At 58.9% G+C, this 13,740-nt stretch carries 13 protein-coding genes and 2 pseudogenes; 9 read left to right on the forward strand and 6 right to left on the reverse strand.

Going from position 1 to position 13,740, the window contains the following annotated elements; translation table 11 throughout:
- The 6 genes and pseudogenes from HJB89_RS33545 to HJB89_RS32930 form a co-directional block, all read left to right on the forward strand.
- A pseudogene (locus HJB89_RS33545) lies at positions 1-128 on the forward strand (MFS transporter); the annotation flags it as partial.
- A gap of 551 nt (positions 129-679) precedes the next feature.
- Positions 680-1,648 carry an AraC family transcriptional regulator gene (locus tag HJB89_RS32910; RefSeq protein WP_221116029.1) on the forward strand — a complete coding sequence of 323 codons (969 nt, stop codon included), beginning with the start codon at positions 680-682 and terminating at the stop codon, positions 1,646-1,648.
- A gap of 115 nt (positions 1,649-1,763) precedes the next feature.
- On the forward strand, positions 1,764-2,417 hold the full coding sequence (locus HJB89_RS32915) for a nitroreductase family protein (protein WP_207583048.1): 654 nt from the start codon (positions 1,764-1,766) through the stop codon (positions 2,415-2,417).
- A 36-nt stretch (positions 2,418-2,453) separates the two neighbouring features.
- Positions 2,454-2,999: a carboxymuconolactone decarboxylase family protein gene (locus HJB89_RS32920; RefSeq protein WP_207583047.1), complete on the forward strand. Its 546-nt coding sequence runs from the start codon at positions 2,454-2,456 to the stop codon at positions 2,997-2,999.
- Between the two features lie 44 nt (positions 3,000-3,043).
- A complete protein-coding gene (locus tag HJB89_RS32925) occupies positions 3,044-3,223 on the forward strand; it encodes an NAD(P)H-dependent oxidoreductase (RefSeq protein WP_259672172.1) in 180 nt (59 codons plus the stop codon).
- Between the two features lie 70 nt (positions 3,224-3,293).
- Positions 3,294-4,211 carry an NADP-dependent oxidoreductase gene (locus HJB89_RS32930; RefSeq protein ID WP_221116033.1) on the forward strand — a complete coding sequence of 306 codons (918 nt, stop codon included), beginning with the start codon at positions 3,294-3,296 and terminating at the stop codon, positions 4,209-4,211.
- Positions 4,212-4,619: 408 nt separating this feature from the next.
- Here the strand turns inward: HJB89_RS32930 and HJB89_RS32935 are convergent, their stop codons facing one another.
- Positions 4,620-5,312 (reverse strand): glutathione S-transferase family protein, encoded by a 693-nt coding sequence (locus tag HJB89_RS32935; protein ID WP_221140223.1) that lies wholly within the window; start codon positions 5,310-5,312, stop codon positions 4,620-4,622.
- 385 nt (positions 5,313-5,697) lie between these two features.
- Here HJB89_RS32935 and HJB89_RS32940 point away from each other — a divergent pair, with 385 nt between their 5' ends.
- Positions 5,698-6,732, forward strand: a complete 1,035-nt coding sequence (locus HJB89_RS32940; RefSeq protein ID WP_221140224.1) for an AraC family transcriptional regulator — start codon at positions 5,698-5,700, stop codon at positions 6,730-6,732.
- Positions 6,733-6,891: 159 nt separating this feature from the next.
- Positions 6,892-7,401, forward strand: a complete 510-nt coding sequence (locus HJB89_RS32945) for an AAA family ATPase (protein WP_221116035.1) — start codon at positions 6,892-6,894, stop codon at positions 7,399-7,401.
- 232 nt (positions 7,402-7,633) lie between these two features.
- Here HJB89_RS32945 and HJB89_RS32950 read toward each other — a convergent pair whose 3' ends face one another.
- The 5 genes from HJB89_RS32950 to gmd form a co-directional block, all read right to left on the reverse strand.
- Positions 7,634-8,221, reverse strand: a complete 588-nt coding sequence (locus HJB89_RS32950) for a tyrosine-type recombinase/integrase (protein WP_221116036.1) — start codon at positions 8,219-8,221, stop codon at positions 7,634-7,636.
- Positions 8,222-8,363: 142 nt separating this feature from the next.
- Positions 8,364-9,482, reverse strand: coding sequence for a sulfite oxidase (locus tag HJB89_RS32955; RefSeq protein ID WP_221151018.1), 1,119 nt, complete (start codon positions 9,480-9,482; stop codon positions 8,364-8,366).
- Positions 9,483-9,681: 199 nt separating this feature from the next.
- Positions 9,682-10,353 carry a DUF938 domain-containing protein gene (locus tag HJB89_RS32960; RefSeq protein WP_221140228.1) on the reverse strand — a complete coding sequence of 224 codons (672 nt, stop codon included), beginning with the start codon at positions 10,351-10,353 and terminating at the stop codon, positions 9,682-9,684.
- Positions 10,354-11,079: 726 nt separating this feature from the next.
- Positions 11,080-12,030 carry a GDP-L-fucose synthase gene (locus HJB89_RS32965; protein ID WP_311044388.1) on the reverse strand — a complete coding sequence of 317 codons (951 nt, stop codon included), beginning with the start codon at positions 12,028-12,030 and terminating at the stop codon, positions 11,080-11,082.
- Positions 12,031-13,092: a GDP-mannose 4,6-dehydratase gene (gmd, locus tag HJB89_RS32970; RefSeq protein WP_221151019.1), complete on the reverse strand. Its 1,062-nt coding sequence runs from the start codon at positions 13,090-13,092 to the stop codon at positions 12,031-12,033.
- A gap of 179 nt (positions 13,093-13,271) precedes the next feature.
- Here gmd and HJB89_RS33665 point away from each other — a divergent pair.
- Positions 13,272-13,406 (forward strand): annotated as a pseudogene (locus tag HJB89_RS33665) (dTDP-glucose 4,6-dehydratase); the annotation flags it as partial.
- Positions 13,407-13,740 lie beyond the last annotated feature (334 nt).

Genomic DNA, 13,740 nt, shown 5'->3' on the forward strand with positions numbered 1-13,740 from the left:
TTGGCGGCGTGATCAAGACATCGACGGAGAGTTTCAGCGGCATCTATCTCGCGGTTGCAGTCACGGCCGCCGCCGCCGCGGCGATGACGATCTCGCTGCCGAAGGACCAGAATGTGCAGGCCGTGTAGCGTCTAGCCGAGCGAAACGAACGGTTGATGGGCCGGAGGTTCAAGGCTGCGGGCGGGCGATGCGACCGTGCCAACCTTAATCCTGATTTGCGAACTGGACGACTGGAGCCCGGGCGGAGGATGTCGGCAGGGGATCTAACCTTAGCGGCAAAAGTCCACGATGAAATCGGTTCGCCGAGTAGTCACGCGGCCAGACGAACTCAAGACCGGCGCGATCGGGTAGATAGTCTGGAACCAATGCGTACTAACTGTCGGCAACTCTTTCGGCACGAGTTGTCACCGACGTCTTCCAGTGGACAATCGCAATGCACGCCTTGAAGGGATATGAACCGGCGGCCGGTCCATTTGCGTGCAAACACTGACCTTAAAGCCCAGCGGATCACACGCTTGCCGCATTTCCAACAGTCCAGCAAGACCCCAGCTGACGGATGTATTGCCCATAGGCTTGTCGACAATGCCTCGATTACCCTTTTCACCGACAGGCCATAGAGTACATACAACTGGGGTAGAGTGGCTTAAGATGCCAGGGCGTCTTAACTCACTGAGATTCTATGTCCGAAGTCGACTGGCTGAGCCATCTCCTGCAAATCGTCACCGTGACGGGCCAGCTCGAGGTCCGCTGTTCCTATGGCGCACCATGGCGCGTTGCCTGGCCGCGGGCAGCGGCGAACGAAATCCCTTACCACGTCATCGTCAAGGGCCGAGCCATCTTCGAGCACCTAGAGACGAAAACGACGAGAGAACTGGCGGCCGGAGATATCGTGTTGCTGCCTCACGGCGCGCCCCATGTGCTACATGATGGCAGCGGTCAAACACCCGTCCTGACCCGGCAAAGCCGTGGGGCGGCCGGATGGATGCTGAGCGAGAACGATAGCCCGGACGAGCAGCTCGATCTTTTATGCGGCCGGTTTTTCATAGCGCCGCCCCATGATCGGCTGATCCGCAACTACCTGCCGACAAATCTGGTGGCGCGGGCAATCGACCGCCCCGCAGAGAACGTAGTCAGCCCCGCGACCGATCAACTAGCCGGCCTGGTGGCGTTGATGCGCATGGAGGCCGCCGGCGACCGGGCGGGCGGGCGCGCCGTTCTCAACGCGCTGTCTTCGGCCCTTTTCACGCTGGTGCTGAGGGCGGCAAGCGAATCCGAAAAGGCCCCCGAAGGCCTGCTGGCTCTCGCCGGCCACCCAAGACTGGCGCCGGCAATCACTGCCATGCTCGCCGATCCGGCCAATCCCTGGAAACTGCCCGATCTGGCGGACCTGTGCGGCATGTCGCGCGCCACCTTCATGCGGCACTTCCAGGACAGGCTGGGCTGCTCCGCCCTCGATCTGTTGACCGACCTGCGCATGAGCCTGGCGGCGAACGAATTGAAAAAACCGTCGATCAGCACCGAGGCCGTCGCCGAAACGGTTGGTTATCAATCCGTTTCGGCGTTCCGCCGCGTGTTTGCCGAGAGAATGGGGATGACGCCGGGGGAATGGCGCCGGCTGGCGCAAACCGGGGAGATGCGCGCGAACTAGGACCGGCGCTTTCTAACTGATCCTTTTGAGCATTAAATTGAGGCAATCCAGTCTCGATATTATCACTGATGCCCGTAAATTGGTTTCCGTAATCACTTGATGAGGGAACCCCCCAATGAACGATATCAGCAACGCAGCCATCCAAACGGCGCCGACCAACGCCGTCATCGAAACCATCCTGAGCCGCAGTGCCGCCAAATATTACGACGCCACCGCGTCACTGAGCGACGATCAGATCCGCGATCTGGTGCGGATCGGCACGTCCGCGCCGACATCCTTCCATCTGCAGAACTGGCGGTTTATCGCCGTTCGTACGCCCAGGGCCAAAGCCCAACTGCGCCCGATCGCTTGGAACCAGCCGGCGATCACCGATGCCGCAGTGACCTTTATCATCATCGGCCAACTGGCCGATGCCAGCACTGTCCCCGAGCGCCTGGCGCCGGTGGTCGAAGCCGGCATCATGCCGGCGCGTCTGGTGCCGGAATGGGAAATCCCGGCGCGCGGTCTTTATGACGACCAACCGCAGCGGCAGCGCGACGAAGCGGTACGCTCGGCAACCTTCGGCACCTCGGCGATTATCTATGCCGCCCGCTCGCTTGGCTTGGGTTCGACGCCGATGATCGGCTTCGACGCAGAGGCCGTGCATAGCGAGTTCGGTCTCGCCGAAGACGAAATCCCGGTGATGCTCCTCACCGTTGGGCCGTTGCGCGCCGGTAACTGGCCGCAGAAGCCGCGCATGCCCGTGGCTGACGTCCTGGACTTTGCATAACCCTCATTTCAACCAGCAAGCTTAAGGAAACCTACCATGACCAGAACCACCGTTCTGACGCCGGAGCATGTGCCCGCAGAATCCAAGCAGACCCTCGATGCGTTCACGAAGAACATCGGGTTCACCCCCAACATGATGGCGGCCTTCGCGCAGAGTCCGATCGCGTTCAACGCCTGGGCCGCTCTGCTCGGATCTCTGAGCAAGACGCTCGATGTGAGGACACGCGACAGCATCGGTCTCGCAGTCTCCGAGGTGAACGGGTGCAACTATTGCCTGACGGTTCACAGCTTTACCGCCGAACATATGGCCAAGCTGCCGGCCGATGACATCATCCTCGCCCGCAAGGGACATGCCAACGATCCGAAGCGGGATGCGGCGGTCCAGTTTGCGCGCAAGGTGAGCGAGACCCGCGGGCAGGTCAGCGACGCCGATCTGAAGACGGTCCGCGATGTCGGCTACACCGATGCAAACATCATCGAAATCGTCGCACTGGTGGCCATGTATTCACTGACGAACTTCTTAAACAACGTGTTCGATCCCGAGAAGGACTTCCCCGCCGTTCCCCCAGCGGGATCGATCTGATCCTTTCTCATTCGCAACCTTTTGAAGCTGTTGGGATCGACCAAATGAACATTCTCCATATTGATACCAGCCCGCGTCTGGAATCGCATAGTCGCGCGCTTTCGGCGGCGATCGTCGAAAAGCTTCTTGAGGTCGTGTCCGCCGCGAGCATCACACGGCGCGACATTGGGGCAGACCCCTTGAATCCATCAACGCTGCCGACGAGCCGAAACTGCTTGGCGTGATAGCTCGAGATGAGCTCGTAGGCATCTAATTTACCGTCACAACCAACAGAGATTAGAGGAAACAACTCCAATGAAAGCGATTGTAGTAACAGACCCGGAGGCAGGTCTCGCCGGAATGAAACTGGTGGATCGAGCCGAGCCGAAGGCCGCCATCAACGACGTCGTCGTCAAGGTTCATGCAGCGGGGTTCGTCAATACCGAACTCGAATGGCCTTCCACTTGGACCGATCGTACCTCACATAATCGGACGCCATCAATCCTCGGCCACGAGTTGGCTGGCGTGGTCACGGCGTTGGGTTACGGCACCACGGGGCTTTCAGTCGGCCAGCGGGTGTTCGGCCTGGCGGACTGGTATCGCGATGGCACGCTCGCCGAGTATGTCGCCCTGGAGGCTCGCAATCTGGCGCCGCTGCCAGGCGATGTCGATTTCACTGTCGGTGCAAGTCTGCCAATCTCCGGGCTGACGGCATGGCAGGGTCTGTTCCAGCATGGTCGGCTTCAGGCGGGGCAAACTGTGCTGGCGCACGGTGCGGCCGGCGCGGTCGGTTCGATCGTAACACAGCTTGCAAGGGAAGCCGGTGCCTATGTCATCGGTACCGGGCGCACAGCCGACCGGCAGAAGGTTCTCGACTATGGCGCAAATGAATTCCTTGATCTTGCCAACGACACGCTGGAAGACATCGGTGGCGTCGATTTGGTCTTCGACGTCATCGGCGGCGACATCCAGAAGCAGTCAGCGGCGCTCATCCGGGCAGGCGGAACGCTTGTGACGGCTGTCGGGCCGACGGAAGTCCGGCCTTCCCACGGCTTGACGGTCGACTTCGTAGTCGAGGCCGATCGCGACCAACTATCCGAGATCGTTCAGCGGGTCCGCGACGGAAGACTGCGGACAAATATCGGCAAGGTCACAACTCTCGCCGACGCTGTCACCACGTTCAACGCTACCGAGCGGCGCGCGGGAAAAACGGTCGTTCGCATTCTGACTTGATGGGGCGTAGCAGGAGGGGCGATCAATAACATTGAAAGCTCCTGCTGCTCTTGAAGGGATTGGAACCGACGACCCAGTTATTCCGAATTCTCTCTGAAACTGAATTGCTCGGCAGGCCAAATGGTTGGCCTGCTTGCGGTGGCTGATTTGGGCCGGAAGTTGACACTCCGCAGTCAGGTAAACTTGTGGGAAAGCGGACATTCACATGGGAAAGGCTGACGGTATCCTCCGCTCCGGGTCGCCGCTCGCGTGACCAGCTTCAAACCTGCGCGTGGTAACGGCCGGAGTAAACCGGCCATTGGGCAGCGTCATGCCTGCAGTACGGTTTGCCGGAGGGGTTTAGCCCGCCCACCGGGCGCAGCTTTGCGCGAGACTGTATTCTCCGAACCCGGCCGTGAAGGCAAGTGCCTATGCGGCACGGGCTGCTGCGGCTTGCGCTATCAATTCTTCGTCCTTGGCCACGCCCCGCTTGAAGGCATCCCGCTCTACCAGTTTGCCGATATAGTCCAGAAACGCCTTGCGCGGGGGCAGTGTCTGAAGGCCAAGACCCCAGCCGATATGCGAGCCGATATAGATGTCCGCAGCCGTGAACCGATCGCCCGCGATGAAGGGATGCGCCTGCACCGCTTTTTCCAACTGGTCCAAAGTGCGCGTGTAGCTGCCATAGCCGAAGAAGAACTCCTGCTCGGGAGCGGGCACAAATCCAGCCCGGTGGTTCGTGACGGCCTGTTCCACAGGCCCCGCGGCGAAGAACATCCAGCGATAATATTCGGCACGCTCGTTTGCGGTAGGCGAAAGCCCGGCCTCGGGGAACGTCTCGGCGAGGTACGTAATGATTGCGCCGCTCTCTGTCACGGCGCGGCCATTATGCACAAGCGCCGGCACCTTGCCCATGGGATTGATCGCGGTGAAGAAGCGAACCAGTTCCTCGTTGGGATTGCTCGATGCTGGCCGTTCGAGCGCCGCGCCGCCCCATTCGTCAATTGCGCTGGTCTTTTCGTAGTCGAGGACCACCGTCTCGTAGGGGTGGCCTACCTCCTCCAGGATCCAGCGCACGATGCGCCCGCGTGAGTTCGGGTTGGTGTAGAATGTGAGCGCCATGCTCGATCTCCTGATTGATGGTTGTCGTTATCTGGATCCGTTCGTCCTGCAGGGGATGTTGTGGGACTGTCGGCTCCAGAGATGGTTGCCGCCGGATCTGAGGCTCAGCGCCATCGGAGGAGAAGATAAGAACAGGACACCGCGCACGCATTAGCAAGCTACGCCACAAGACTTGCACAACGCGCCAAAGATACTACGGTATAGGCCAGGTCGTACGTTAACCGCCGCCTTCACCTGTACTCCGCGCGCCAGACCGAAATATTAATCGAAAGCGTGACTGCCGATGTGCGGTCTGGGTGATGGCACACTCGCCTTCTGCAAAACAAAACGCGTCTGCGGGCTATTTCGACCGCCTGCAATCTCCAAATGGAGTAAATAGATAACTATGGCCAAAGTCCTTTCCGACCGATGCAAATTGCCGAGGCCATTCTGGCAGTCACTTGAACAACTGGGACTGCGGCCTTCGGCGGTGCTGCGACAGGCCAGGCTTCCCGCGACGCTGCATCTCGACAATTCCGCCGTCATCAGCACCACACAACTTTTCGCCATCTGGAACGCCATAGAGGCGCTGTCCGGTGACCCCGCCTTCAGCATAAGGATGGTGTGCGAGACCAGCACCGCCAATCACAAGCTCGCAATTCTGGTGGCGTCCTACGCTGCCGACTTTCGAGACGGTATGGCGCGGCTGGACCGCTTCAATCGTCTTTGCAGCCCTGACCGTCTTTGTTGCGAAGAGCGCGACGGCAAGGTGTCGGTGACCATCGAGTGGCCTACCGTCACCGAACCTGAGCCTCCCCTGTCAGTGGACGCAAGCTTTGCCCTTTTGCTGGAACTCGGGCGACGCGGTACTGGCCGTCACCTGCGGCCAATCTCGCTGGAGCTGCGGCGACCAAATCCGGGAACGGACAGGCACGCAATTTTCTTCGATTGCCCGATCCATTTCGGGGCAGAGCGTGATCGCATGGTGCTGAATGCACCGGACCTCGACCTGCCATTCCCCGGACACAACCCCGAACTGATCCAGATGCTCACCCCCGCGCTGGCAGAGGCCGTGCGCGAGATCGAGGTGCAGGCCACAATCGGTGAGCAGGTAAAGGGCACCTTGAAGCGCACAATGGCCAGTGGTCGCCATGATCTCGCTGCCGTGGCGCGCGATCTGGGCCTGAGCGAACGCACCTTGCAGCGGCGGATTGCGGCGGAAGGCCAGACTTTTCGTGCTCTCCTGACCGAAGCCAGACAGGAACTCGGCCGCCAGCTTCTCTCCGATCTCACGATTGACGTGGAAGAGGTAGCCTACCTGCTGGGATACCAGGACGCCAACTCGTTCTATCGAGCTTTCCGCGAGTGGGAAAACATGACGCCCGGCCACTGGCGTCGGATCAAGTCTGTGTCGGCAATGACTGCCCTTAGGCGGCGGTGAAGCGGAGATCAACGGCCGGGTTGAGGGCGGGTTCCCGCCAGACATTCACCCTTAATCGAAATGTACCGAATGCTAACCTTGATCAGGTGAGCTCGTTGGCTGAGCACACCCAGATAGAGTGTCTTCTCACCGGATTGACGGCCGTGATAAAAAGGGCCCATGGGCATCAAGAACTATCTAATCGAAGGCGGCTCGGGCACTGGAAAGACGTCTGTCGCTGCCGAACTGGAGCGGCGGGGCTACCATGTCGTCCATGGTGACCGCGTTTTGGCCTATGTCGGCGACCCCGAGACAGGCCAGGCGCTCGCAGGACCACCCGAAGGCGCAGACCGCATCGCTTGGGGATATGCGCACTGGATCTGGCCTGTCGACAAGGTCCGAGCTATTGCTGCCGACACCACCCATCCTGCCACGTTCTTTTGTGGCGGTTCGCGCAATTTCCACAAATTCCTGGACCTGTTCGATAAGGTTTTCGTGCTCGACATCGACGTTGAGACGTTGAACCGACGACTAGATGGGCGGCCGAATGAGCCGGGCTTCGAGCCGGCCGAGCGGGCCTTGGTACTTCGCTACCATCGTACCCGGGAGTATCTTCTTGCCGGCATAAATATCGACACGGCGAATACCGTCCCAAGTGTCGTCGACGATATCCTCGCTAAACTCACCTGAAGCCCGGCAGGCTTGTGATCGGGAGGGAAGCAACTGATTATTGCGAGAAAGACGTTAGCTGCCGTACGGCTCACTGGCGGCGTTGTCGGTTTCATAGCCGGCAGCTTTAAGAATGACAAACCGGGCATCCTAACGGCCGTCTTGAGGGCGCATAGCCGCTCGATCGCGATCTTTGGAATTGAGAAAGTTTCGTTGACACGTGCAGCCCCACTGCGCGCGGGGCCGCACGCGCTCAGATTTCAGTGTGCTCAGCTAGTTCCAGTGTATCCTCAATGTCCACGCCAAGGTACTTGACCGTATTTTCGATCTTGGTGTGCCCCAACAGGATTTGGATCGAGCGAAGATTGCCTGTCGCCTTGTAGATCATTGCGGCCTTCGTGCGCCGAAGCGAGTGCGTGCCGTAGTCTTCGCGTCGTAGACCAATTGCGGTCAACCATTCATCGACCAATTGGGCATACTGACGAGTACTCAGATGATCGGTGTGGTCGACTCGACTGGGAAAGGCGTAATCGTCAACTGTTCCACCTCGCCGTTCAAGCCATGCAAGCAAACTTGCCCTCACCTCCGCCGTGATTTCGAACTGAACCGGACGGCCGGACTTTTGCTGGACGACCAGGGCTCGAGTTCGAATTTCCGTTCCTGTCACGAGACTCCCGACTTTCATTTTCACGAGATCGCAACCACGCAGCTTGCTGTCGATTGCGAGATCAAACAACGCACGATCTCTCATGCGTCCCTCCCTATCAAGGAAGAAGCGGATCGCCCAAATCTGGCTGGAGGGGTTCAGGACCGAGGCCCCACAGTTGGTCCAAAGGGGCATAGCAGCTTGAGTATGCGGCGTCAGCTTTGCGCCCGCATAGTGATCATCGAGCCACCGGCCGCCGTTGCTGCAAAACGGACATGACGCAGTGACAACGCGGGTCACAGCTGCGCCAAGCCGCCATTCCGCCCCATGCGGGTGATTAGATCACGAATTCCTCCTCGTACGTCTGTGGCTCGGGAACGACCGTAACCTCCACCGGAACGATCCAATTGGCCGCGTAGCTCTCGCAGTCGGAACGCTGGAGGTCGGGCTGCACGCACCTCGCCCCATCGATCGCGCGACATCGCAGTTTATATCGCCCCACTTCTTCAGGGGTCCACATGTACTCCCACAAGCGCCATGCAAAGGGACGTTCTGTTTCGAGGAGCCTTCCCTCACGCCAGCCCCTGCCATCTCCGGTGCAGACCTGCACCTGCCGGATAACAGCCTCTCCGCTCCAGGCGGCTCCGAAAATCCGGTACGGTTGGCCGGCGATGAGACGCGCCCCCTGCACGGGACGCGCGATCTGCGCTTTGACCTCCATCTCCGCGAGAGGGACCAGCCTGGGTTCCCCGAGGCTGCGCTCCCAACGGAAATAGTCGCGCGCCTGCCAGTAGCCAAGAAACGGTTGTTCCACAACCGTGATATGCGTGATCCACTTGACCCAAGCCATGCCGAACCAGCCACCCACGACCGCGCGTAGCGGGTAGCCGTGATCGCGCGTCAACGGCTCCTCGTTCATCGAATAGGCAAGGATCGTGCTGTGAGCGATGGCCTTCTCAAGCGGTAAACTGCGCGCAAAAGCGATGGGGCCGGGAGAAGCCGTTTTCCTGTTCGTGTCGACGACGCCGCTGTCTGCGCCTACGAGCAGAACCTCACGTGCGGTTCGCTTAACGCCCGCCATTTCTAAAATCTCGCGCAGAAAAACACCTGTCCACGCGGCATTGCCGACGGCTCCGTTCTGCCACTGCAACCCGTCCTTCGGCGGCACATAGTAGACGCGCCCGTTCCCTGCGCACTCTACGACGGCAGTGAAAGTCGTGCTCCGCATCGCCTTGATGCTGTCGAGGTCAAGTTCGATCGGCCGCTCCACCGCCCCGCCAACCCGCAATCTCCAGTCTCGCGCATCGAGGTCCGGCGACGGGAAATGGTTTCGCACGAAGAACAGCTCGGTTGGGATCAGCCAATCGGAGAGCGACGCAAACGGAAACTCGATGTTCTGTGGGGATTTCTGTCGAACTATTAGACTGGGTTGCTCTGGTGTCGGCATAGTCTTCATCTCCCCTTCCAAGAGCACAACGTTGGCACTCGGTCGCGCGAATTCCGGTTCGATCACACCGCCCCTCGCAGTGCGTCTGTCGCGTTCCGCCTTCGGCCGCATTCTAGCACATGCCGCACGTTCCTCGGATCGACCTCGAACGGCAGCAAAGGGCCCGAATGTTGCTATAGGCCACGTCTCTTTCGCGCCCGCTTGTCGTTCAGGCACTACCGCTGGAGAAGATCAGCAACATATTGTTGGTAGGCATCTCCATCGTCTCGCGGAGTTTAAGTCCAGCGGCCTCACCCACTTGTTCAAGATCAGCGATATCACGCACACCCCAGGATGGGTTGCGCTCCTTTAGAGCCGCGTCGAAAGCAGCATTCGAGGGGGAGTTGTGTGCCCCGTCGCGCATGAATGGGCCGTAGAGAAGAAGAAGCCCACCAGCGTGAAGCAAACGGCCAGCTCCTGCGAACAATCCTAAGCTTGCCCCCCATGGCGCGATATGGATCATATTGATCGACACGATGGCGTCAAAATGCCCCGTTTGTTCGACGCCCCATTGTCCTGAGCTCACATCAATATCCCGCGGTGCCAGCACATTCTTCAGCCCTGCGAATTTGATCCAGCTAGACGTGCTGGTGCGGGCGTCGGCATCCGGATCGCTCGGCTGCCAGGTGAGGTTGGGCATTGCTCCCGCAAAACACACGGCGTGCTCGCCGGTCCCGCATCCAATCTCCAGCACGGCGCCACGTGTTGGAAGGACACGTTTTAGGACCGCGAGGATCGGCGCCGAATTTCGCGCAACGGAAGGTGAGAACATGCGCTGGTCGGCGCTTATGTCGCGCTGTTCCAGCGCAACAGGCGAACGGTCCTTCTTCTCTGGGGGCATTGGCCTTGAATCCCCTTTGGGCGATGTCTCCCACCTTATAGCTGAAATGATGGGACTGAAACCAAGGATTTCGGACTTACGAAGGGGGTCGTCGGCGCGTGCGTTCGGCCGAGGGCGACCGAACGTCCACTTCGCGTCAGATCACGCGACCGCCAGGCTCAAGGTCTGCTTTCGAAAATCGGAGCCCGGAAGCCGACCGACGGCTTTCGGCCCCTCGTCGGTCGTTTGACGCCTGCGCAGCGACGTCCGCTTTATGGCGCGTTGTGGACGAGGCCGTGCCCAGACGACGCCCGCTTCAGGCAAGCGCGACGACGTCCTTTATGACCGACAGAAGGGCGCGAAGTATCAGGGCGCGTTTTGGCCGCTGGACGGCTAACTCGAAGTCAGACAGCGGAAATAATTGCCGCTCACCAGTCCTGTTGACTGATGCCCAAAGCCAGGGCACAAAGGTGGCATCCACGGTCGCTCGCGACGGGAAAATATGATGAATTCAAAGGCGATTTCACTAAGTCATTGAAATCATGCGAGAATCAAGGCTCCCCAGCCAATCGATTCTGCTGATCAAGCACTTATTGAATCCAGGCGGCGAAGATTTTCCGGGTAGATTGCCCTGTTCGAGTAACGCTTGAAATTGACAGAAACGTGCTGTCGGTCCCGCGACATTTTCCATGTCGCGAACAACATCAACGCCGAAATAGAGAAATGCTGGCCGTCACCGACCTAATATCAGGCCGCCGGATCAGACCTATTTTCGAACTCCAGAAACCAAGCGTAGGTCGCTCGGATGCCGTCCTCAAGCGAGATGCGCGGCTTCCAGCCCATGTCCTGCAGCTTCTGATTGCTCATCAACTTTCGCGGCGTGCCATCGGGCTTGGAAAGATCATGAATAATCTCTCCCTCATAACCGACAACGCGGCAGACCAACCGCGTCAACTCGATAATTTCGAGATCTGTGCCCGAGCCGACATTGACGTGTTGCGAGCCCGAATATGTTTTCAGAAGAAATACCAGCGCGTCGGCGCAGTCGTCGACGTGCAGAAACTCGCGGCGCGGGGTGCCCGTTCCCCAGACCACCATATGCGGGTCTTTGCGAAGTTTCGCAGCGTGCGCCTTGCGGATGAGTGCCGGCAGCACATGGCTGGAATTCAGGTCGAAATTATCGCCCGGGCCGTATAAATTGGTCGGCATGGCCGAGATATAGTCGCGGCCGTATTGCTTACGATAGGCTTCCGCAAGCTTGATACCGGCGATCTTGGCGATCGCGTACCATTCGTTGGTCGGCTCCAACGCACCGGTCAACAGAGCCTCTTCGGGAATCGGCTGTGGAGCGAGCTTGGGATAAATGCAGCTTGAACCGAGGAAGAGCAGCCGGTCCACTTCGCCCCGATGGGCAGCTTCGAAGATGTTCGCTTCAATAATCAGATTGTCATAAATAAAGTCAGCGGGATAGCTGTCATTGGCAAGGATACCGCCAACCTTGGCAGCGGCGAGAATGATCGCGTCTGGTCGGTTTGCTTCAACAAATTTCTTGACCTCGTCCTGCCGCGTCAAATCGACCTCACGGCGCGTAGCCGTGATGACGTTGCAATCTTCGGATTGAAGCCTGCGCACAAGCGCACTGCCGACCATACCGCGATGACCGGCAACCCAGATCTTCTTGTCGGACAATTCGTACACTCAAATCTCTTTCCGGCTGCTCAGAGCCTTCCCGTGCTTGACATCCTCGCGCACCATTTCCGCGGCGAGTTCGCGAACAGGGGTCTTGTGCTGCCAGCCCAGCTTCTGACGGGCCTTGGTCGGATCACCCAGCAGAAGGTCGACTTCCGTCGGGCGGAAATACCGAGGATCGACTTCCACGAGGCACGCGCCGGACGCGGCGTCATAACCCTTTTCGTCTACGCCGGAGCCCTTCCATTCCAAAGCAATGCCGACGTCGGCAAAGGCCCACTCGACAAACTGGCGGACACTCGTCGTCTCGCCGGTCGCCAAGACGTAGTCATCCGGCTTGTCCTGCTGCAGCATGCGCCACATGCCCTCGACATATTCACGGGCATGGCCCCAGTCGCGCTTGGCGTCAAGGTTGCCGAGGAAAAGCTTATCCTGCTGACCCAGATGGATGGCAGCCACCGCCATCGTGATCTTGCGGGTGACGAAGGTTTCGCCGCGAAGCGGGCTTTCGTGATTGAAAAGAATGCCGTTGGATGCATGCATGCCATAGGCCTCGCGATAATTCACGACGATCCAGTAGGCATAAAGCTTGGCGGCGGCATAGGGAGAACGCGGGTAAAACGGCGTCTTCTCGTTCTGAGGCACTTCCTGCACAAGACCGTAGAGTTCCGATGTCGATGCCTGGTAGAACCGGGTCTTTCCCTCGAGCCCCAGAATACGGATCGCCTCGAGCAGTCTCAACGTCCCGATACCATCGGCATCCGCGGTGTATTCCGGCGTTTCGAAGCTGACACCCACGTGGCTTTGTGCGGCAAGATTGTAGATTTCGTCGGGCTGCGTCTGCTGCACGATCCGCAGCAGGTTGGTCGAGTCAATCATATCGCCATAGTGGAGGATAAAGCGTGGATGTTCCTCGTGCGGATCCTGGTAGATATGCTCGATGCGGCCAGTATTAAAAGACGATGACCGGCGCTTGATACCGTGCACCGTATAGCCTTTGCTCAAAAGCAATTCAGCCAGATAGGCCCCATCCTGACCAGTCACCCCAGTAATCAGCGCGGTTTTTGACATTTTTCACATCGTCTTTCGATACAATCTTCGGGATGTGTTTATGGAAACGGCCGAACGAGCGCAACCCCTATGTAACTGCGACCAGGCCGGCGAAATGAGCATCGTCGATCTCTTCGGTTGAGCCGGGACTGGCACAACGAGACTAGAACTTTCCATTTATCAACGTTCAAGGTGGAAAAATAATCCTGGCGACGGGAGGAGCCGGCTTCATCGGTGCGAACCTCATGCTCGATTGGCTTGCGTTTCATGATGAACCAGTCGTCAACCTCGATGCACTCACCTACGCTGGCAACCTTGAAAATCTCACCTCCCTTCGCATCGTCCCCGCGCAATCCTCGATTTCGCTGCCATTACCTACTTCTGATAGAGAAGCGGTACGGAAGACCTTGATTTCCGATTATTTCAGTTGCGCTCGTTGCAGAAAGCGACAAGAAGGTGGTTGTCTGTTGATCTGCGAGACGCTGGTAAGCAATGCCTGAAAATTCTCCCTCTGAGACACCGCGCTCACGATGGTTGTTGGTGCCGATGCAAGCGCTCGTCACTCCTCTGCTGGCGATGCCGCGGGTTGCCAAACGCGCTCTGGCTTTGCTGGTGGATTCCAGCTTTTGCGTTCTGACGATCTGGCTGGCCTATTGCTTCCGCCTGAAC

The sequence above is a fragment of the Rhizobium sp. NZLR8 genome, from assembly GCF_019685025.1.
Taxonomy (GTDB): domain Bacteria; phylum Pseudomonadota; class Alphaproteobacteria; order Rhizobiales; family Rhizobiaceae; genus Rhizobium.

Excerpts from the sequence above, each read along its gene's own strand:
- HJB89_RS32920 (WP_207583047.1), top strand. The coding sequence starts at position 2,454 with ATGACCAGAACCACCGTTCTGACGCCGGAGCATGTGCCCGCAGAATCC.
- HJB89_RS32925 (WP_259672172.1), top strand. The coding sequence starts at position 3,044 with ATGAACATTCTCCATATTGATACCAGCCCGCGTCTGGAATCGCATAGT.
- HJB89_RS32960 (WP_221140228.1), bottom strand. The coding sequence starts at position 10,353 with ATGCCCCCAGAGAAGAAGGACCGTTCGCCTGTTGCGCTGGAACAGCGC.
- HJB89_RS32945 (WP_221116035.1), top strand. The coding sequence starts at position 6,892 with ATGGGCATCAAGAACTATCTAATCGAAGGCGGCTCGGGCACTGGAAAG.
- HJB89_RS32950 (WP_221116036.1), bottom strand. The coding sequence starts at position 8,221 with ATGCCCCTTTGGACCAACTGTGGGGCCTCGGTCCTGAACCCCTCCAGC.
- HJB89_RS32910 (WP_221116029.1), top strand. The coding sequence starts at position 680 with ATGTCCGAAGTCGACTGGCTGAGCCATCTCCTGCAAATCGTCACCGTG.
- HJB89_RS32940 (WP_221140224.1), top strand. The coding sequence starts at position 5,698 with ATGGCCAAAGTCCTTTCCGACCGATGCAAATTGCCGAGGCCATTCTGG.
- HJB89_RS32955 (WP_221151018.1), bottom strand. The coding sequence starts at position 9,482 with ATGAAGACTATGCCGACACCAGAGCAACCCAGTCTAATAGTTCGACAG.
- HJB89_RS32915 (WP_207583048.1), top strand. The coding sequence starts at position 1,764 with ATGAACGATATCAGCAACGCAGCCATCCAAACGGCGCCGACCAACGCC.
- gmd (WP_221151019.1), bottom strand. The coding sequence starts at position 13,092 with ATGTCAAAAACCGCGCTGATTACTGGGGTGACTGGTCAGGATGGGGCC.
- HJB89_RS32935 (WP_221140223.1), bottom strand. The coding sequence starts at position 5,312 with ATGGCGCTCACATTCTACACCAACCCGAACTCACGCGGGCGCATCGTG.
- HJB89_RS32930 (WP_221116033.1), top strand. The coding sequence starts at position 3,294 with ATGAAAGCGATTGTAGTAACAGACCCGGAGGCAGGTCTCGCCGGAATG.